Genomic DNA, 20328 nt, shown 5'->3' on the forward strand with positions numbered 1-20328 from the left:
ATCATATCAAGATCATATTTTTCTGAAACGTGCATGCGCCTCATTTTGTGTTTAAGACAAAAGACTAGGGCGACATAATTAGGTATTATGGCGCCCTAGCATCAGTAGGAGATATGCGAGTGGTTAAAGGTTTATGAGTTATAGTTTTGAGTGTCAATAACTCCTTCTTTTAAGAGTAGGTAGGTAATTACCTCTCTAGATGGTTTATAGTCGTTTTCTTCAGGGAAGAAGACTTCCATCATAATGTCCGCACGGTGTTCTTCAGGAATGCCTGCAGATGCTAAGTCAGCCAGGACAATATCTCTTAAAGATTGAATTTGATCTTCAGATCCTCCAAGAGCTTGTTCTAGAGCAGAATCTACAATGGCATTACCGCTATCTCTGTATCTGTTTTCGAATATTCGAAGATAGTTTTGATGCTGATTTGTATAATCTCTTCCTGCTAACATTAATGTGAATGTATCTAAAATGATACCTGCATTATCCAAACCTAACTCAGGTCCATAGTTTTGCTTAAAGGCTGTCATCATATGCCATTCCGCTTGGCCTCTAAAGATCTCTGAGAGAAGGTGTTCTTTGAAGACTTGTAACCAAGTAAATAGAATATTTCGTGAAGCATCATTAGAATTGAACAGTGTTTGCAATTCTTGACCTGCAACCCTCACCCATGTAGGAGGACATCTATTTGCATAGGAGGACACGTTATTGACAATCGATAATTTTCTATCATTTGGTATGGCCGGGTTATTTAGGAGTTTAAGAAGCTGGAACATAGTTGCTCGTGCAAGAGCTTGCGCTTCTGCAGAAGATACAGAATCGGATCCTGCATTTGATAAACGTCGTAGGATTTCTTCCCATCGGTTGCGTGTAGTTCTATTCGGTGTGATTTCTGCAATACGATTTTCCAATGGAACACGGATGGGTCCCCAGTTATCAGGAACATCTCTCATCAACGATTCTAAATATTCATCGTTGGCAGGAGCCAGGTGGATATTATCCATATTGATGAATACAGGACGAGATAAGTTGTTTCTTAATAGTTGTATATAGCCCTCTACCTCTTGAGCGGTTGCTTGAGGATTAAGTGGAGGCAGAATTTGACTAGGCGATATCCCTCCTCCAGCTGCACCCGCACCTAGAGAATCTTCAGTTGCAGTAATTGTCTCTGGATCAAGGCTGTTTTGTAGTGCTAATTCTTGTTGCATTGCCGCTAACCACATAGCTGGAGAATCGTTGTGATAAGAAGCTATGTATTTTAAGAGCTCTTCTTTTCTCTCTCGAGAGATGTTGGTATTCCTCAAGATAGAGTTAATTTTGAACAGACATCCACGAGCAAGATCTTGTACTTCCTGATCCTCAACCTCTGGATTGGTTTTGTTAGATATTACATCTAACATTGTGAACCATTCTCTACGTAAGGTTAAACTTCGAGTTGCCTTATTGATGTTGTTTCGTAATCTATTTAAGAAAGTCCAACGTCTTGGTGAATTTTCTATAATATTGCGGATAAACTCATTATTTGTTCTTGCGTATTCTTCCGGAGAAACATCTCCGAATCTTTCTCGGGATTCTTCTATAGAAATAGGTTCATAATCGGGTTCGGGAGGAGGCGGTGGAACAAACATCTCTAGAGGTAACTGAAGTAGGTCAAAATTTTCTACCTCTATTCCAGCTAACGAAGCGAGTAGGTTGATATGTTGGTTGTAGTATTCAGGAGATAGTTCGGGGAAGTTATTTTGTAGGAATATATATCTAGGATCATTTGGAGACATTAATTCTTCTGCAGTAGGAGGGGGAGGTGCGATTTCTTGTTGCGGAGAAAGAGCTCTTGGCTCGTCGGATAGATCTAACGATGTGGGTCGTGCAGGTTGTCCAGCAACTAAATCAGGGAAAGCAAGAAGAGCAGGAAGATTGAGGATATCTTCATCGCTTTCTCCCACAGTAATCCCTTGAAGGCGTATATTCACACGAGCGCTTTGAATAAGCATTCTATGATCCGCATTTGGATAAACCCTACTTAAAAAATCTCGAGTAGTTAAGTTTTGATCGACTTCTTGTTCAGTAGAAACGGCAGCTGCAGATGTATCAACCATTAGGGATGCCGGCTGACTTGATTCGTCTCGTTGTTGAGGAACTTCTTGATCTCCTGGTAGAGAGAGAATGGAAGCCGGCTGAGATGGGATTGAGGGTTGAGGGGATCTAACCGGAGGCGGAGCCTCTTCTGCGAAAAACATTGAGGCGGGAAGATCAAGTATATCTACTCCCTGAGGTAGATCCTCAGCTTGTAGGAAAGTAGCACCTAAATTTTCTAGAGTAATAGCGGATAAGTCTCTTTCAGGAAAGTTTACTTGAAGATACTCTCTAAGTGTAATTTCTTGAGGAGATACTCCAATCGATTGAATTGAGGGTTGGCTGGATATGCTGACTTGGTCTACAGAGGGACGACGTGCTGGAGGAATGGGTACGAAAGATTCTGGAGCAAATCTGCTTGAATCTAATCCTACAGAAATACCGGAATCGGATCCCCGTCTACTTGGCGGAGGTGTTTGAGGAGGCGATTGAGGTATTACACGGATTTCTTCTCCTCTTACGGAAGGTCTAGAGACGCAAGGGCAGCAGCTTAATCCTAGTAGGATTAACTTTATCGGAAGAAGAAGAATGCAGAGGAGAACTGTGATAATGGCGGATAAAACAAAGGTAAAAATCCATCCCGCACCGGAACGAAATTCTGGATTTAAAGAAAGACAGGACCCAAGTTTAGTGCTTAATGCGTTGAATATGGATCTAAAAGAAATTTTTTGATTTGCAGTTTTTATAAAAGAAGTTTCGTGTAGTGCAGAAGCAGGTGGTGGGGGTGCAAAAGCAGCACGAAAATTATTGTGTTCTAACGACATAAAAATTTACCTAAATGAAAAATATGCCAAAAATTCTCCCTAAAAGGGTCGTTTTCGTACCTTTTAAAAAAAAGGCTAAAGGAGTTTAAAAGAACACAGGATTATTTGCAACTTTTTTATTTTCATATAGTTGCTATTAAAAGCTTTTACCCACAGGTTTTTTGCATAGATTATAAAAACTTCTTTACAAACTTATTAAGTGTTTAAAGAAAAAAAACTTGAATTCTTCGTGTTATTTTTTCGATGGTTGTTTGTGCCTCGGTAGTTAAAATTCCTTGCTGGAGGAGAATAAAGGCAACCCCCCTAGTATTTAATTGAAATTGTTCATCATAAAACAAAGAAGATAGGACCGAAGTGATTTCATTTTCTGGAACCTCTAATTTTCTCATAGTTTCACATAAATATCCTGACAGGGAATTCTTCAGTTCCTGAGAAGAATCAGAGATTTGATAACGAATATATTCGATGAGGTTCTTTACAGAAGCTCTGTAGTTAGAAAGAAATCGTTTATAAACACGATTATAGAGAGCTTGTTTTTTTAGGATTAAGTAACCGGTGAATTGAATACGCACCAGAGAATCCATATTTAAACCTAAAGAACGTCCGTGATAATGCTTGAAACTTGATATGTGATGCCACTCTTCAGAAGCTCGATTAGCAATGGATTGCAAAAGGTTTTCTTTGAACATCTGTACGCAAAGTAGTACGTAGTTAATGCTCGTGTCTTGTTTGTTGTAGATGGCAGATAATTCTCTGAATATGACTTCGATCCAAGTAGGGGGGCAGGCGTTTGCGTAGGTTCCGATATAGTGTAGAAGTTGTTGTTTTTTCTCTTTGACGATGGTCGGGTCTTGCAATGCTGTTGTTAGTTTCTGCAAGACTGTGTGGTATAGCGATCCCTCATATGACATTTCTTGTTTGGAAGAAGCGTCCTGATTCTTAAGGCGTTTGGCATAGGCATAATTAAGTATTTTTTTCCATGGTTCGGGTAGAGTAGAGCATAATGAGTATATCTCATTTTCTAGATTGTATAATTCCCAGGGATCAGTTTCTGGAACTAAGAAGGATTGTAGGAAAGGAGAAGATTCTGGAATGACGCTGAGATTATTGGAATCAATGTAGAGTTGTTGATTCGTTATATCCTGAATTTTGCGTACGAAGGTTTTTAAAGGAGATAATGTAGTTATTTCAGGATCTTTTAAACATAAGCTGATTGCTAGAATGGCGAGTTTTACAGGATAGAGAAACAGTAAGAGAATAGCGCTAACAATTGCTGCTAGGATCGAAATAAAAAGAGTTTTGCAAGGTTCTTGGGTATTAGTGTTTTTTGAGTTCTTCAATAAGTTAGTTTTTATAAACGTGTAGAGAACATGAATATGAATTCTTTCTGCGTATGCTTGTAGAGTTTGTTTTAAAGATTTTTGAGGAATGACATTTATCGAGTAAATAGGGAAACCATTAGGAAGAATATTTGTCATAGAGTGCATCTCAGTCTAAAAAATTAATTAATCACTAAATGCTGTTTGATACGCGCATGTTAGGAATAGACCTGCGTTTCTACAAATCTTGGTTCAAGGTTATTGATATAAATAAAGCTTCTGAGATGTCGTGTTTAACTGCGCTTGCCTGAATTTAGGAAAAAGCGTCTATGCGGTGCATGGTATAGATAGCGGATTCTTATAAATCATAAAGAAGATAATTCTAATCAAAAGATAGTCTTAATGACAAATGCTGAAAATAAAAGAAGCATAGGAGGAGTAGAGAGATCTCTTAAATCTAAAAGAGATAATTGCTCACAAAGTATCTCTAAGGATCTTTTTTTTGCTTAGCTTATATTTGTGTGTATCGATCCAAAGTAGGAATTTTTTCCCTTCGAGTAATTTTTTTGATAGTTTCTATTTTTTCTTTTTTTTTGATTTTAAATGGTTTAGGTTAAATTAATCTAATAATTAAATATACACTTCTTAATAAGATCTTGAAATAAAACAGAATAGAAAATACTATATTTCAGCCGTTTATAATTTGGATTGATTTTCTTATGAAGTGTGCTTCTCCTTGTTTCTATTTGAAATTGGAGAACTCTGATGATCGTTGTTGTAATTTTCTTGATTCTCGAGTTCGTTTAATCGCTACTATTGTATCAATAATAGCGAGTTTGTTGATTGTTGCTGGAGCTATAGCTACAATAGTGCTTTTTGGATCACAGTTAGGTCTGTTATACTCCACCATAATTATTGGTGTATCTGTAGCAATTGGGGTTTTGCTTTTCAGTGCGAGTTTTAGATGTTTCACTTGCTGTGCTTTAATACCTCGATCCCCACATATCTCGGAAAATACTCCACGTTCTTATGTTCATGATTCGGAAACCTCTCAAATATCTTCAACACCTTATGAAAATAGAGAGAGAGTAGAGCAGCATCTTCAAGATGTGCTTTCGGAATATGATCAAGCACATACTGCGTATCAAGATCTTATAAGTCAAAGAGAGCGGTCAATTACTCGTCTGCGTACTGCTAGAGAAGCGTACGATAATGCTAATGCAGATTATCAGAGATTTGCAGATCAGTATGCAAATGTAGAAGATCTTACAAGTATAAGTCAGAGATCTCAAGAGTGTTTTACTACATTAAGAGAAAAGTGCTTGGAATATGTTGAATCTGCATATGCCCATGAGGGGATTCTTGAGCAAATTAGTGCCATGCATGATCTTTTAGATTTTCAGAAGGTAGCCTCTGCTTATGAGCAGGTGAATACTTTATTAAGAGAAAGAGAGGAAAACTCTCAAGAACGTATTTGTGCTTTAGAAAACCAACTAACTTTGCGTAATAGAGACCTTGAAGAGCTCTCTAAAATGGAAAGTGAATTGCAAAGTTCAATACGAGAACTACAGAAAACACATGAAGCAAATCAGGGAACTATACGGGCTTTACAAATACGTCTGGAAGAAGTGAGTAAAAGTAAAGGCGTTCTTGATAACGCTCCATTTTTAGAAGTGGGCGGTGAATTTGGCACGCATGTCAGGCAAACATTATCAACACATGAATTAAGTCAAGATCAAGGTCTTCAAGAGGAAAATCGTAGACTCAAGCTCACACTAGGCCTCTATCATAAGATGTTTGAAGATATAGAGACCCGTTTAGGGCCTCAATATTATCAGAGTCGCATAGCGTGCTCTGATAGTGAAGGTCTTTTAAGACAGTTTCTGGGGAACCCCGATCAGTATACTAGGGAGCAAGTTGATACTATCCTATCTCAGTATTTTGAAGATGCGATAGGGAATCAGCAAAGAGAAGTTTCTAGTTTAAGAGATTGGATTGCTGTACAAAGTAACGAGATTCATAACCTGAGGGCGCAAATTGTAGAGATCTCACAGAGAAATACAGGAACGCATAGAGACCTGAATACGACGAGCCTAGATATTCTTGATATGACATTAGAGGAAGATGTAGTTCACAACATAGTAACAGCTGATGATGATGAATTTATAGATGCATTTGAAAATCCTCCGCATTCTAGTGAGCGATAGTTTCATGTTTTACAATTTAAACAAATAATTAAGGAGAAATTAGTACTTATCATAAGCGAGCGTGTCAGAGTTTAGCAAAACACAGCTATTTCAATTTTTAAATGGTGTTTTTTTTAAGGTCTACACAGGGGGATGAATTCTCGATGATGAATACTCAAATGCACTGAATAAGAATGGATTTATGACCTATAGATGTTCGTGGGTTTCATTTTTTGATCTTCAGTGTAGTTATTCTTCTCCAACGCTTGACATTATCCATATTTTACACCGACGAGCGTATGCAAGTTATCTATTTTATTATGGGTTTTCTTTATGAAATGTATGCAGACGAACTTGTCTTCTAGATCAGAGGGACAAGCTGTATCTACAAATGTAGACCGAACATATTCTCATACTGCTATCAATGCTCTTGCGATAGTGTCGGGAATTTTAATTATTGCTTCTAGCATCGCAGGATGTGTATTTCTAGGTGCAGATTTAGGGTTGTTAAGCGCTATTCTCCTAGGTTTTACAATTATTTCTGGACTGATACTTATTGCGATTGGAACATACTTTTGTTGTCAGGGAGCTGCTTATGAGCAGGTTGTCTCTAAGAGAGTTTTAGTAGAACAGGCCAGGGTTGTTGAATTAACAGCACAGCTAGCCAGAGTACAGGAAGAATTGATTGCTTTGCGTTCTCGACAGTTAGAGACTCAAGAAAGATTAGAGCAACCCCAAGGAGATTCGCTATCTCAGGAGCAACAAAGGCTTCTGCAAGAAAGAAACGAGCGTATAGTACACTTAGAAAGTGTAATTCAGGGACTAAGAAAAGAGCATGCCGAGCTTTTAGAAGAGAAGGACAAAGAATGTTACTCAGAAATAGTAAGGCAAACATCTCTACGTAATCAACTTGAGAATACCCACCAAAAAAAAATGGAGTCCAAGGAAAAATCTGTCCGAGAACGTCTGCAATTTTTAGAAAATGAGATTGCTGAACAAATGGTATCGCATGCCGATGAATTGAGAACGCTCCGACAAACTCTATCACAAAATCAAGAGCAATTTAATCAAGAGCTACAGGAGAAAGAGCAGCTGATTTCTGATTTGCAGAGTTCTCTAAGTCAACAACATGATGTAGATCTTGATCAAATTCATGAGCTAGAGGCTTTAGTAAGAGAAAAAGAAGAAAGTGTAGCGGCCTTACAGTGTGATTTAGACCGCTATAGGGATTTAGAATTAGACAACGCCATAACTTCTCTTCCCAGTGCTTTAGTTCGTATCCGACAGCAAGAAGAACGCATTGCTTTGTTAGAAACTATAAATTTACAACTGACCCCAAGAACACGTAACCGATCATCGAGTATATAGACAATTATCACTATGTTCTAAATAGGCTTCACATTTTGTTGTGAAGCCTGTCCTATTTCGCGCCTATTTAATTTTAATTACGAAGAACTTTTAAAAGTCTTCTTTATCTGAATAAGAGATCTAAAAATAGCAAAATTAGAAGATCTTAGTTTTTAAATCGTCGTTATTGTTTGTGAGATAATTATGAGATGTATCCCTGCGTGTTTAACGCCAACTCCAGAAGGAATAAATCAATGTTTGATTAAGACCAATTCATCCAAGGTTTGCTTGGCGATTAATGTATTTTCTATATTTTTATCCTTATTGGTTCTTGTTGCCGGCATAACTGCACTAATTTTTTTCAGTGTTGAATTAGGAGTAATTCATAGTGTGGTTTTATCCCTATGTGTTTTAGCTGCAATATTTTCCATTATGATGAGCTCCTATTACCTAGTGAATAGAAAACATGCTATTGGCGTGTCTTCTCCATCGGATCAAAGGCTAGCACAAGATAGAGAACAAGTTGAAGAGGTTGTTTCAGAGGTAGATTTAGAAAATACTCGGACATTTGATGAAATTCAAGGAGAGCTACGTTCAAAGAATCAACAGATCGAAGAGATGGAAGTAGAACGCCAGCGCATGTCGGCAAGAATTTTAGAATTAGAATCTGGGGCGGCAAGAGATCAGGAGGACGATATTAGAATTCGCGGGTTTGAAGAGCAGGAGCGTACCTCAGCAATAGAAAATGAGCGTCATGCTTTTGAATCAAGAATTCGAGATTTAGAACAAGCAATTTCTGATGCTGAATCTCAATCTAGAAGTCGCACATCTGATTTAGAGAGTGCTTTGGAGACACTAGAACAAGAACGTACACAGCTACAAAATCGCATGACCGAATTGGAAACAGCGGCAGCGCTCGGCTCTGATCAATTATCCTCAACGTCTACCGAATTACAAAGACAGTTGGCAATGAAAGATGAGGAGATACAAAAATTAGAAGAACTGAAATCACGAGTCTACGAAGAGCTTAAATTAGTACAAAAATCTTTGGATCAAGAAGAGAAAAATAACGGTAAAGTTGCTAGGAGATTTGAACAACTGCGAGTGCAATTGGAAGGTGAAAGGGATGAACTGCGTATCAAATGCTTGAATTTAGAAGCTAAACTTGTGCAACTAGAGATATCTGCATCCAGAGAATCACAATCTTCTTCTGAGAATGTTGCTGAGTATGAATCTAAAATAGAGCAACTTAATAAGGCGTGTAGAAATGCTGAAGAGAAGATCAATAAATTAAGAAGTAAATTAAAATTTAAGAAAGAAGAAATCTCTACTATTGAAGAGACAATTCGACAAGAAAGACAACGGCATGAAGAAGAGAACGCGCAGTTAAGACAGAGTCAGTCTGAGATGATTGCAAAAATCCAAGGATTAGAACGAGAGCTTGCAGAAGCAGCTAGTGAGAGAGATTCACGCGTTCAAGCTTTCAAAGATAAACGTTGTGAATACGAAAAGGAAATAGCCGGACTTAAGACCGCATGCTCTACTCTTGAGAATACCATCCATGATTTGCAAAGAGAGCGTCCGCTATCTTCAGATGAGGGCGGAGATCGAAATAGGGCCTATCAAGATTTACGAAGGGAATTAGGGGATAAAATCGCTGAATTACAAAAGGAAAATGAGGAGAAACAAGCAAAGGTTTCTCAACTAGAGCAACAAATGATTCTCTGTGCGAATGAGAAAACTCGTGCTCAGAGAGTTGCTAGAGAGCAGATAACTCATCAGATAAGTAAAAGAAAAACAGTAGAGTCGGAACTAGAAGAAAGTAAATCTACGATTCGAGAGCTAGAAATACAAATCCAGCAATTAGAAACTGAAGCTGGAGTTACTACCCTTGATTTGCGAGAACAAATTCAGATATTGAATCGGGAAGTGCATGAGAATGATGCAACTATTGCGAAACTGGAACGCCGAAATAGAGAATTAGAGAGAACCGTTCAGGTATACACAAATGAAAGATTAATGAATTTGAGATCAGATCCTAGAAGATTGGATAGTATAGCTAAGCTGGAGCAAGCAAGACAAAGGCTGAGAATAGAAATAAATAGAGACACTAAAGAACGTGTGCAGATGGCCCATCAAAGAATCAGAAGATTGGAAGATCTCTGTAGGGGATCTCGATTAGAGCGGCAAGTTGATCAACTTAGCGAAGATTCAGAAAGAAGAATTAATTACCAAAGGATTTTTGAATTGGAAAGTAATCTACTGTCTCGTTCAAATAACTCTGCACCAAGAAGAAATAGAGTGGAAAGCATGAGAGCATTAAGATTACAACAATATTGTGATGGTGATGCGGAGCTTGAGTCAAGGGTTCGTGATTTTAATTTTCCTCCAAATGCTCCGATTGATTCCACAGCTCTTTATCAACTAGAGCAAGAAATTTATGATACTAGAGAGGCTAAGCTATTTTCGTTGCGTGAGGAGCTGGAAGAATCTCGTGAACGTATAATTGAGTTAGAAACAAAAATCATAGAGCTTACAGAAGCGCTTAGAGCTCATGAGGAAAATTTGAGTCCTAATACTATTGAAAAAAGATCGCTAGCAGAACAACAAGAAGCGCAACAAGTTGCTCAGGACCTCCGCAATCAATTAGAAGAATCTCACGTTCGATTAGAAGATTATAAAAATAGATTAACCGAAGCTCAAAGTGCTCTTTTAAAAGTCTCTCTAGAGATGCAAGCTAAAGATTTAGCTCTTAAAGTTGCCGAAGATAAGTTAAAGCAATTTGAAGATAAACAATAACTTTCCACATCTTGATTAAAGATCCCCTTCTCTTGGGGATCTTTAATTTCTTATTCCTACGTAATAAAAATATATTCTCAACATCTCTAGAGAAGTTTTTTGAAGATACAAGATGTTTCCCTTGTGTAGGCATATAAAAAGATCGCGTATTTTAGGTTCGCAAGTTAAAATAGGCAAACATCCATAAGCTTTTGTCTTTAGCTTATTTCCGTCCAATTCTTAAACTAAACCTTTTACTTGTCATTTCGCATAAAGTTCTTGCATTTAAAACATTACGACCGTTTCAATGTTCTAAGTTTATTTTATTTAAAGTGAGCGGTTTATGACAACTAACCCAGTGAACACCAATCCTAATACGACACTTACACCTATAACACAAAAACAATCACTCTGTAGCATACAAGCAAGTAAATATCAACGAATTGCTGCTGCTATTACCTTATTAGCAGGCTTAATACTTATCGGAGCCTTAGTAGGAGCTTTAGTTTTCTTTGCCTTACCTACATCAACAACTCTTGCTGCCATTGTTGGAGTTGCGCTATTTGCTAGCGTTATTCTTCTATCTATGGCTATGTACCAACTAGTTTCAAGATGCCGACAGGTTCCTGGCGATGCGAAACTCGTTGAAGAAAACACACGCCTACAAAAAGAAGTTACGGAGCTAAAAGCTAAACTTACACGTAATGCGGTCCTATTAATGGAAGAGCAAGATCGCAATACCGTCCTATCAGGACAGTTGATGGCTATGACAGGTGATTTAGAGACTGCACGACAAGAGAAAGCATCTTTAGAGGCTGAAGTTAGACTATTAAAAGAACAAAACACCTCTACTCTCAAATTATTGGAAGAAGGTCATCCGGAAGTAGTTGGAGAACTTGCAAAAATTCAAGGAGAGCTTCTTGAGAAGACGGCACAACTTGCTGGATCTACAGAAAAAGTAGTTCAACTAGAACAGAAAGTTCAGAATTTACAGGCAGAATTAGAAGCTTCACAAGCAGACGTCGTTATACTCACAGAAAGAAATCGTGAGCTAGAAGCACAGCTCAGAGCATTGCAAGAGAGTTCTAATCAAGAAATAACTGGTTTGCAATCTAGAATTGAAGAACTCCAAGCACGGATTACCGAGCTAACCCAAGAGCAACAACAACTACAAGCTAGAATTGAAGAGCTTCAAGTTGCAAGAGGCCCGGGTAGCGAAGAAGAACAACGTCTAGAAGCTAGAATTACCGAACTTCAAGCACAATTAACTCAAGCACAAGGTCAAGTTCGCGAGCTTGAATTAACTGTAACAGCTAATACTGAATTAGCAGGACAGGAATCACAACGTTTAGCAGAACAGATAGCAACTTTACAGGGGCAAGTGTCTGAGAAAGAGCAAGAGATAACCGATCTAAACGCTCGCATTACAGAGCTTGAATCTCGTGGTGATACAGGTGAGGAAGTAACAAATCTACGCAATAGAATCGAAGAATTGGAAGCTCAGATTACAGAGAAAAATCAAGAGATAGAAAATCTCCAAGCTCAAAATCAAGATCTTCAGGCACAGCTTGAGGCAAGAGCTCAGGAATTAACAGCTGCACAAGGTCAAGTTGCAGATCTTCAAGCTCAGATTACTGAGAAAAATCAGGAGATAGAAAATCTCCGAGCTCAGAATGCAAATCTAACAGAGAGGAATCGGCAATTAGGAGAAGAAATAGCACAGAGTCGTGATACCAGTGACAGATTGAATCTTGATGTTGTAGATCTTCGCCAACAAATTAATCAAAGAAATCAAGAGCTAGCTGATCTTCGAAACCAAAATCAAGAACTTCAAACTCAGCTTGAGGCTAGAGCCCAAGAATTAACAGCTGCACAAGGTCAAGTTGCAGATCTTCAAGCTCAAATAGGGCGTTTAGTTGAAGCACGATTAGACGATGAACGAAGAATTCAAGAGTTACAAACTCAGAATGCAGCTCTAACAGAAGAAAATCGCAGACTTGATGCGCAGTTGACAGCAAATATTTTGGAGACAACTCAACTACGAACTCAGGTAACAAATCTTCAAAATCAATTAGATGAAATCAATAATGTTGATTTAGGTGACGATGTATTTGAAGATGTTGAAGAAGGAGACCCTGTGAATGCTCCTGAAAACCAAGATGGTGTTAACAACGAAGGAAACGCAGACCAGAATGAGCCTGTGAATGCTCCTGAGAACAACAACGAAGGGAACGTAGAAAATCAAGATGGTAATGATGATGAAGACGTCAACGATCCAGAACTTGATTAATTTACATCGATAATTACGAAATAAAAGGCTGTGAATGTGTATTTACTGCCCTTTAAATTAATAATATAAGCTCCGTTGACCCTATTGAATAAATAGGGTCAATTGCTTTTTATAATCATTAATAAAAATTCTTTTAATCTTTAACAATCAAAATGGCCTATGACAATTAATTTAAATAACAATGTTGAGAGTCAAGTACAACCCACATCTATAAGTGTAAACAAGTCTAAGCTTGTTCATGTTGCTCATATAGTTGCTGGTTTATCTGGGGTGGCACTATTTGTTGTGCAGATAGCCCTGCTGATTCTTTTTTACACTAACCCTTGTTCTTCTATGTTACTTGTTTTGCTAGTCGTATCTATGGTGTCAAGTTTGCTACTGTTATACGTGGCTATAGACTACTTCATGAGTAAGCACTCTCTCCCAATCGAATTACAAAATAGCACAGCAAATTAGTAGATCAAAAACGGCTAGTTATTTGTAGAGGATATAGAGATTTTTTCAAAAATATCCTTATGTTTAGCGATAAAAAAATAGTTTTACAGCTGCTCGTTGTTCGAGTCGCTTCATAGGAAGCCTTGTACTTATTTCCTGCCTCTCAGATACCTCAAAAGACATAAATACGTTATTTCCCGTATCCCTGAATATACTATTAATTTTGCTTCTTTAATCAATTAATTCTTTTAGAAGTTGTGTTAATTAATTATTTATCATTTTTTCTCAATTATCGAATTTAATTTGTTTATCTTTTTATTGCTTATTAATTAAACTTGTTACTGTAAATTGCTAATACAATGCAATTCATTTAAGGAGAGTGGCTTATGTTAATTAATACAACTACACCCATTGGTATGGAAACTAAAACTGTGTCCTGCTGTGATGTACGTAATACAAAAGTCAATCGTGTTGCTAGCTTGATCACTATGTTTACCAGCTTAGCACTTATTGGAGGCCTATTTACCCTATTAATCCATTTTGGTGAGGGTGCTCCTGTAAGATTTCTAGCTGCTCTTGGTGTGGCTATAGTTGCTGGACTTTTGCTCGTTTGTTTGATGGGTTACTACTTGATACGTCATGCTACGAGTTTAAAATTACTCAACCGTCAAGAGGAAACTCTTAATGAAGCAGCGAAAAAAGTGGAAGAATTAGAAACTAAAGTGCAGTCTCATTAACGCTTGTATCCATTCTTAACGATCATTTTAGGATAGAAGTCAAAATCGAGATATCCAGGAACTATTCTGAGTATCTTCGCGTCACCTATACACGAAACTTTTATGTTTCTTGATACGTATGTGTTTTTCATTTTATCCGAGAGGAAGTCGTGGATGGGGTTTCTAACTACACGAGTACGGATTTAAACAGACTTCCTGTTTGTTTTACTGTGCGTGGACCTCAAGGCCATCGCGTTGTGAATATCACAGCGATAGCCTTGAGCTTCATTATCTTTGGGGCGCAAGTTGCTATACGTATCGCCTCTCATACAAAATTAGGGTCTCTTCATATTATTTTTGTGACCCTGACTATAATCGTATCTATTTTACTTGTCTGCGTAGCTGTTTATAACCTTTTTCATCTTTGTGCTTCCACACGTCAGCATAGAGATGAAAAAGGAGTATTGCATCGAAGACTACATAATTTAGAAGTGGTGGAAAGAAATCTAAATAGACAATTGCAAGAGCAAAGATTGGAATTAGATTGTCTTAGAGAAGAGATTATTTCGCAATTTAACAGAGCAGAGCATAGCGAGAATAGGTTTGGTGAGGATTTACATCGCTTTGCAGCAGATAAGGCAGATCTAGAACAGAAACTACAATTGGCAAGAGAAGAAATTACTAATCTATCTCGGGAATTAGAGACGCGATTGGAAGAAGCGAGCATGGATATAGAACTGCCCTCTAGTGATGAGGAAATGGATGAGGAAGCCGATTGGTTTGAAGCTAATAACGTCTTGGAATCTCCAACTCATCAACAAAATATTGAATATATGATTATGGAAGAAGGTAACGCGGATGATGAGGCAAGTACCTCTTCAGAACGTGAGTCTTCAAGATGATTTTTTAATCACAATGATATCAAAAGAGGGCTCCTTATCTCAGACAGGGAGCCCTTTCCCTTATTTTATATTGGGGATAAGAATTGAGATTAAGTTATTGAATTTCTTAATTTTAAGAATAAATAACTTGATATTAAATACATTAAGTGTATTGAATATTTGCAACTTATTCTATTTAGAATCAGTTATTTATTACACTATTATGTTTAGGCGAGCAACTTATGAAACCTTCGCTTCCCTTAGGGTTTGCTCATACGCAGCAATTAGCTTCCAGTCGTTATAATATCAATAAACCGCACATTGTTCTCATCACCTCTGTCATTGCAACAATTTTAAGTCTAGCTGTAATAGCAGCTAGTATCGCCCTGCTTGTTTTATTCGGTGCTCAGGCATCGGCAGTGTTTAATGGGATTATTGTTGGGGTTATTCTTGGAGTTTTATTGCTCCTATTTATAGGTGGGATACATTCCGCTATTATCTTTAAGTTAGCGCAATCCCGTCGAGCAGAGATTTCTATCTCTGAAAATACTATCCTAGATTTTCAAAGGCGATTAAAAGATTTACAAAATCGTTTATCTGAAAAAGAAGGCGATATCTGTAATTTACGAGCTCAATTAGATGAAGAAACTATTAGGATCCAAGAGTTGTTAAAACTCAAACAGGAGGAATTAGACAGCCTGATGCGTAGATATGCTGCTATGGCTCAAGAAAGCTCAGATTTGGCAGAGCTAGTTTCTCGTTTACGTTCCGAATTAATAGAATTGAGAAGAGTCTTAGAAGAGAATACAGCAAGTTCGGATGCGGTTATAGATAGGTTCCGAATCAATAGTGAGTTACTTTATTCCGAATCAATACTTGCACGGCAGTCTCAGGAGGCAGAAAAGATTATAGCTGAAAGTCTGAGAAGCTATTCTGAACAACTACAAAGTCAGCTTCGTGAAAAAGCACAAATCCTCCGTAATAAAGATCAAACCATTGAGAAGTTAACACAGAAAGTGTCTGAGTTAAAACAGGAGATTTCTGAACTTCAGATATTCATTACTGATAATGTAGCGAATAGAGAACAAAAACGTGACGTTATTCAGGACCTAAATGAGAAACTCACAGCATTGAAAACTCAGATAGAAAGTCTTCAGGAATACATTACTGAGAGTACGAATAACAATGAAATAGAAATCCCCACAGGAAATGGTCTGACGGAAAGAACAAATACTTTGCATGCTAATGTTTCTGATATTCAAGAATTTATAACTAATAATATAGTAGTTCAGCCGGGTGATGATCCTGAAGATCAAAACTAAGGCTTTTCTATATTTTTATTGAGAGTATCTGCATGCTATGAACGGTGTATCTTTCCCTATTAATCCTAATCAAATTGTTACAAGTAAAGTTTCCCTACACCGTTTTGAGAAGTGTTTGCTATCGCATACCACTGCTGTTGCTGTTGGTATTGTGCTGATCCTGGCAAATGTCATTGCTTTGGCTGCTTATGCTTCTTCCTTACCTATATTTTGTTCAGTTCTTTTGTTTGCTTCTATTCTTATAGGGATAGTTTTAATTACCTTAGGGGCAAAATATATTCGTACTTATCTTTCCAAAACAGGTTTTGTAGATAGCTTTGAAAGAGAAGGATACCGTAGCGCAATGAAGAATTTGCTTTTAGAAATTCAGGGATTACAAAATACAATTCGTGAACAGGAAAGCTACATAAATGAAGTAGAAAATGATTTCGAGATCATTTTACAGGCGCGGTTAGAAGATAAGGAAAGCTACATTGAAAGAATTGAGTTATTACAATTTGAAATGCATGAGCAAAATGTAGAATTCGAAGAGCATATCGAAAACCTCAATGCTCATATATCTGCTTTAGAAAAAGTAAGAGAAGAGTATGAAAATCAACAACAGGAAATGGTAAGTGCTCATTTTGAAAGTAGCCTAGCTTATGAAGAAGAGCTTACAAAAGTATCGAGCAAGCTTCGCGAAGCTAATAAGAGAATAGAACAACAACGATTACAAATACGAGAGCTACGGGAAGAGCTGCGAGAAGCCAAGGAACGCTCTAGACTCATGGATTATGTCCAACTGCGTCTTGCTAGAGAATTGCGAGGTGCAAGAAATCATATAGAACATCTTCGGGAAGCATTAGAACAAGCACCGCCAAAACCTAGAAGGCCGCGGTCTATGTCGATTTAGATAATTTCTGAGAAAATGCCTCAACAGGCTAGTCTCAAAACGATTATTTTTCAAATTATTTTTCATAATCTTTTACGTTGTAAGTAACTGTTTATAAAACGGTTGCAATAAATGAAAGCCAACAGCTTCAATTATCTGCGATTTTTAATATTTAACAGTGAGTTACTTATGAAGACTGTGCCTTTGCACACTCCTAACTCTTCAGAGGGAACGTGCATACAACGTAATTGTATTAGTGAGTCGAGGACTCATAAAGTTGCCAATATTATTGCTATTATATTTGGTATACTTATTTTAGCAGCCGGCTTAGCCTGCTCGGTTCTTTTCGGAGCAGAACTTGGTATGCTTTATACTATGGTGGCCTTAGGGGCTTCTGTGGCTGTGGGTGTTTTACTTTTATCTTTAGGAGCAAGTTGTTTAACTTGTCGTTCTTTAACTTCAAAGACAATCAGAATTGAGAAGAAAGACGAGCCTAAGCGTCGCTACATTGATGATACGAAAATTTCAAACTTAAAGCAAAACATCGTTTCTAATTCTGGTGGTATCGAGGAAGCGCGTAAGAATTTAGACAAGGTAGTAGAAGATTACGAAAAGGCTAGGTCTGAGTACAAAGAGTTAATCAAGAAGCGAGACGATGCTAATAAAGAGATGCTTGATGCTAGTAAGAGATATGCAAAAGCAAGAACCAAGCTCGGCACTGTTAGTGAAAAGATCAAACAGCAAACTCTTTTAGATGCGGATCTTTCCCGTCGTTCAGGGGTTGCCTCTTCAAAAGGTTGGGATTCTCTTCAAAGAGACGTCACTACTTCTAAGAATGACCTTGAAACGGCTGAAGCAGCTTATCAAGGAGCTGTAGCTGCTTTCGAGGCTGCAAATCAAGCAGTGATTGAGAAAGAAAAATCCTTAGAAGTTCAGCTACTAGTTCCAGCATATACAACTTTACAAGATCTATTAACGAAACAAGTTAGAGACTGCACAAGTCTTATTGATTCTTTAGAAGAGAAAATTCTTGAGCTTCAGACAAGCATTCTTGACCTTACAAATCAAGAAGTAGAACTAAGAGCGCGCATTCGAGAATTAGAATCTAAGAATGCAGCTGATGTGGCAGCAAAAGAAGATTTAGAGAAAGCTCTTGCTGTGCTTAGACAATCGAAAGATGATCTTCAAAAAGAATTAGAAGCTAAAATTGCTCAGCTTGTTCAAGAGAAAATCGAAGTTTCAGAACAGTTAAACGATGAGATCAGAAAGCTTAAAGAAGATAGAGCTCGTTGCGTTCTTGAAGGTAAGGTAGACGAGTTAGAAAAAGAGATTCGTACATGGCGAGAAAATGTAGACTCTAAGAGTAAAGAAATCGAAGATCTGCGCGAAGCTTTAAGAAATATTAACGCTAAATCTGAGCAGGAAAGATCTGCACTGCAAACTGAGATTGAAAAACTACTCGCACAGCTAAAAGAAGCTAATCAAAAGATTCTACAGTTAACTGAGATTAGTAATCAGGTTAACATCGTTAATGATAAGAATAGGATTCTCCAACAACAGTTAAAAGAAGCTCAAGAGAAAAACAAACAAGATGCCGCATTACATAGACAGCATTTAGATAGTTTGAAGCAGTTGCATTCTCAAGAGAAAGATGAGATCAAGGCTGAATATCAGAGGAAGATTAACGATTTAAAAGTTAAATATGAAGCCATTGTTAATGAGTTGAAACAAGCTCGTGATAAAGATCGGTCTGAGTACGAAACTCAAAAAACAGAATCAGATGCTGAGCGTAAACGAGAAAGGATAGAGTATGAAACAAAGATCGCGAATTTAAAATCGAATTATGAAATTAAACTTCGTGATCTGAAGAACACAAATAAAGAAGAAAAAACAAAATTGGAGACAGATAAGGATGATTTTGAAAGGAAGTGTAATCTTGCTAATAGTGAATTGGAAAAACAGAAAGCAGAAGTAAATAATAGAGAACAAGAAATCATCAGATTAAAGAATACGTTAGTTCTCTATCAAGCTATGGTCAGTTCGTATGAGGAAAAAATTATAAAATTAAAAGCTAGTGAATTGGATAAATTTAAAAAAGATAAAACAACACTTCAGAATGTTGAATCAGGAGTAGTCCACTATTCTAAAGCAGAAGTGTCTGGATTCCAAAAAACTATGCTGCAAACACAATTAGAGGAAGCCAACAAAAAAATTGTTGATCTTAAAGCAACTATAGTGGGTCTTGAAGGTGATAAGGGTAAATTAGAAAGAGAACTTGAAGGTTCTAGAAACACCAATGATTTAACTAAAGATCTCATTAAATCCCAAAAGAATGTAGAGAAACTCAAAGCAACCTGTCAATTGATGAAGAGTTCTTTATCTCCTGAAGATCAGAAGAAAATTCAAGACATCCTCGATGATAAAAACTAAACATCTTTTTTAACTTTAATTTAGAGTTTTGCTTTATGCGGGGCTCTATTCTTTCTAGTTATTCCATTCATTTATGAGTGGAATAACTTTATCGTTTAAATTCATACTCACTTCCAAATTAGAAATAGCTCTTATAGGATTGTTTAAGGTCATTTTCTAAGTTTTTGATCTACAATATATAAATTCATTTTATTTTAATTTAAAATTTTGATTAAACCATTGAAGATAAAGTAGTTGCAATGAAAGAAGGCTGGGGTTTTTAATTGTTGGGATTTTATTATTTTGATGGTTAATGATTTATGAAGAGCGTACCTTCATGTAATTCTAATTCTTTAGATATAGTTCATACGCAATCTAATTCTTATATTGATTCTCGAGCTTATAAAGTAGCCAATCTAGTTGCCATAATTTTTGGTCTGCTCATTTTAGCGGCAGGAGTAGCCTGTACTATTATTTTTGGATTTGAGTTGGGATCACTTTATACCATGGTGACTTTAGGGGTTTCTATGGCTGTGGGTAGTATATTTTTGACTATAGGAGCCAGTTGCCTAGGTTTTCGTTCTTTATTTAAGAAGACACATAGAATAGATAGGCCAGCTGAAGATGCGAAAATTGTTCAGTTAAAGCAAGAGATCTTTAAGAGTACTTCTCAAATAGAAGAAGAGGAAAAAAAGTTACTTAAGTTGTCAAAGGAATACAGGAAGATACATCTTGAGCTCAAGACATTACTTAAGAATAAAGACCAAGCTTCTAAGAAATTAGAAGAGATCAATGAAAAATATACAGAGGCACATGCCGATCTCAATTCTCTATTAGAAAAGCTTCAAAAGGATAGCTCTCTGTCTGGGGGGGGGGGGGG

13 protein-coding genes are annotated in these 20328 nt (G+C 37.2%); 11 read left to right on the forward strand and 2 right to left on the reverse strand.

Features of this window, described 5'->3' with window-relative positions:
- Positions 1 to 131 precede the first annotated feature (131 nt).
- Complete coding sequence (locus tag O6937_RS02570; RefSeq protein ID WP_332390103.1) at positions 132 to 2894, reverse strand: DUF1539 domain-containing protein; 2763 nt, start codon at positions 2892 to 2894, stop codon at positions 132 to 134.
- 203 nt (positions 2895 to 3097) lie between these two features.
- The gene (locus tag O6937_RS02575) at positions 3098 to 4372 is read right to left on the reverse strand and encodes a DUF1548 domain-containing protein (RefSeq protein ID WP_332390104.1); all 1275 of its coding nucleotides are present in this window, start codon (positions 4370 to 4372) and stop codon (positions 3098 to 3100) included.
- 560 nt (positions 4373 to 4932) lie between these two features.
- On the opposite strand from O6937_RS02575, the gene O6937_RS02580 reads away from it, so the two are divergent.
- The 11 genes from O6937_RS02580 to O6937_RS02630 all read left to right on the forward strand — a co-directional run.
- Positions 4933 to 6420 (forward strand): IncA family protein, encoded by a 1488-nt coding sequence (locus tag O6937_RS02580; RefSeq protein WP_332390105.1) that lies wholly within the window; start codon positions 4933 to 4935, stop codon positions 6418 to 6420.
- A gap of 321 nt (positions 6421 to 6741) precedes the next feature.
- Positions 6742 to 7767 carry an IncA family protein gene (locus tag O6937_RS02585; RefSeq protein WP_332390106.1) on the forward strand — a complete coding sequence of 342 codons (1026 nt, stop codon included), beginning with the start codon at positions 6742 to 6744 and terminating at the stop codon, positions 7765 to 7767.
- A 183-nt stretch (positions 7768 to 7950) separates the two neighbouring features.
- Positions 7951 to 10545 carry an IncA family protein gene (locus tag O6937_RS02590; protein ID WP_332390107.1) on the forward strand — a complete coding sequence of 865 codons (2595 nt, stop codon included), beginning with the start codon at positions 7951 to 7953 and terminating at the stop codon, positions 10543 to 10545.
- A 322-nt stretch (positions 10546 to 10867) separates the two neighbouring features.
- Positions 10868 to 12814, forward strand: a complete 1947-nt coding sequence (locus tag O6937_RS02595; protein WP_332390108.1) for a hypothetical protein — start codon at positions 10868 to 10870, stop codon at positions 12812 to 12814.
- 159 nt (positions 12815 to 12973) lie between these two features.
- On the forward strand, positions 12974 to 13270 hold the full coding sequence (locus tag O6937_RS02600; RefSeq protein ID WP_332390109.1) for a hypothetical protein: 297 nt from the start codon (positions 12974 to 12976) through the stop codon (positions 13268 to 13270).
- A gap of 365 nt (positions 13271 to 13635) precedes the next feature.
- Positions 13636 to 13986 (forward strand): hypothetical protein, encoded by a 351-nt coding sequence (locus O6937_RS02605; RefSeq protein ID WP_332390110.1) that lies wholly within the window; start codon positions 13636 to 13638, stop codon positions 13984 to 13986.
- A gap of 149 nt (positions 13987 to 14135) precedes the next feature.
- Positions 14136 to 14867: a hypothetical protein gene (locus tag O6937_RS02610; protein WP_332390111.1), complete on the forward strand. Its 732-nt coding sequence runs from the start codon at positions 14136 to 14138 to the stop codon at positions 14865 to 14867.
- Positions 14868 to 15088: 221 nt separating this feature from the next.
- On the forward strand, positions 15089 to 16168 hold the full coding sequence (locus O6937_RS02615; protein ID WP_332390112.1) for an IncA family protein: 1080 nt from the start codon (positions 15089 to 15091) through the stop codon (positions 16166 to 16168).
- A gap of 37 nt (positions 16169 to 16205) precedes the next feature.
- On the forward strand, positions 16206 to 17060 hold the full coding sequence (locus O6937_RS02620) for a hypothetical protein (protein ID WP_332390113.1): 855 nt from the start codon (positions 16206 to 16208) through the stop codon (positions 17058 to 17060).
- Between the two features lie 168 nt (positions 17061 to 17228).
- The gene (locus O6937_RS02625) at positions 17229 to 19469 is read left to right on the forward strand and encodes a hypothetical protein (protein ID WP_332390114.1); all 2241 of its coding nucleotides are present in this window, start codon (positions 17229 to 17231) and stop codon (positions 19467 to 19469) included.
- Between the two features lie 299 nt (positions 19470 to 19768).
- Positions 19769 to 20328 (forward strand): hypothetical protein (locus tag O6937_RS02630; protein ID WP_332390115.1); only part of this gene is annotated, 560 nt, incomplete at its 3' end.

Source organism: Chlamydia sp. 04-14 (genome assembly GCF_036632095.1).
Lineage (GTDB): Bacteria > Chlamydiota > Chlamydiia > Chlamydiales > Chlamydiaceae > Chlamydia.

Excerpts from the sequence above, each read along its gene's own strand:
- O6937_RS02570 (WP_332390103.1), bottom strand. The coding sequence starts at position 2,894 with ATGTCGTTAGAACACAATAATTTTCGTGCTGCTTTTGCACCCCCACCA.
- O6937_RS02575 (WP_332390104.1), bottom strand. The coding sequence starts at position 4,372 with ATGACAAATATTCTTCCTAATGGTTTCCCTATTTACTCGATAAATGTC.
- O6937_RS02580 (WP_332390105.1), top strand. The coding sequence starts at position 4,933 with ATGAAGTGTGCTTCTCCTTGTTTCTATTTGAAATTGGAGAACTCTGAT.
- O6937_RS02585 (WP_332390106.1), top strand. The coding sequence starts at position 6,742 with ATGCAGACGAACTTGTCTTCTAGATCAGAGGGACAAGCTGTATCTACA.
- O6937_RS02590 (WP_332390107.1), top strand. The coding sequence starts at position 7,951 with ATGAGATGTATCCCTGCGTGTTTAACGCCAACTCCAGAAGGAATAAAT.
- O6937_RS02595 (WP_332390108.1), top strand. The coding sequence starts at position 10,868 with ATGACAACTAACCCAGTGAACACCAATCCTAATACGACACTTACACCT.
- O6937_RS02600 (WP_332390109.1), top strand. The coding sequence starts at position 12,974 with ATGACAATTAATTTAAATAACAATGTTGAGAGTCAAGTACAACCCACA.
- O6937_RS02605 (WP_332390110.1), top strand. The coding sequence starts at position 13,636 with ATGTTAATTAATACAACTACACCCATTGGTATGGAAACTAAAACTGTG.
- O6937_RS02615 (WP_332390112.1), top strand. The coding sequence starts at position 15,089 with ATGAAACCTTCGCTTCCCTTAGGGTTTGCTCATACGCAGCAATTAGCT.
- O6937_RS02620 (WP_332390113.1), top strand. The coding sequence starts at position 16,206 with ATGAACGGTGTATCTTTCCCTATTAATCCTAATCAAATTGTTACAAGT.
- O6937_RS02625 (WP_332390114.1), top strand. The coding sequence starts at position 17,229 with ATGAAGACTGTGCCTTTGCACACTCCTAACTCTTCAGAGGGAACGTGC.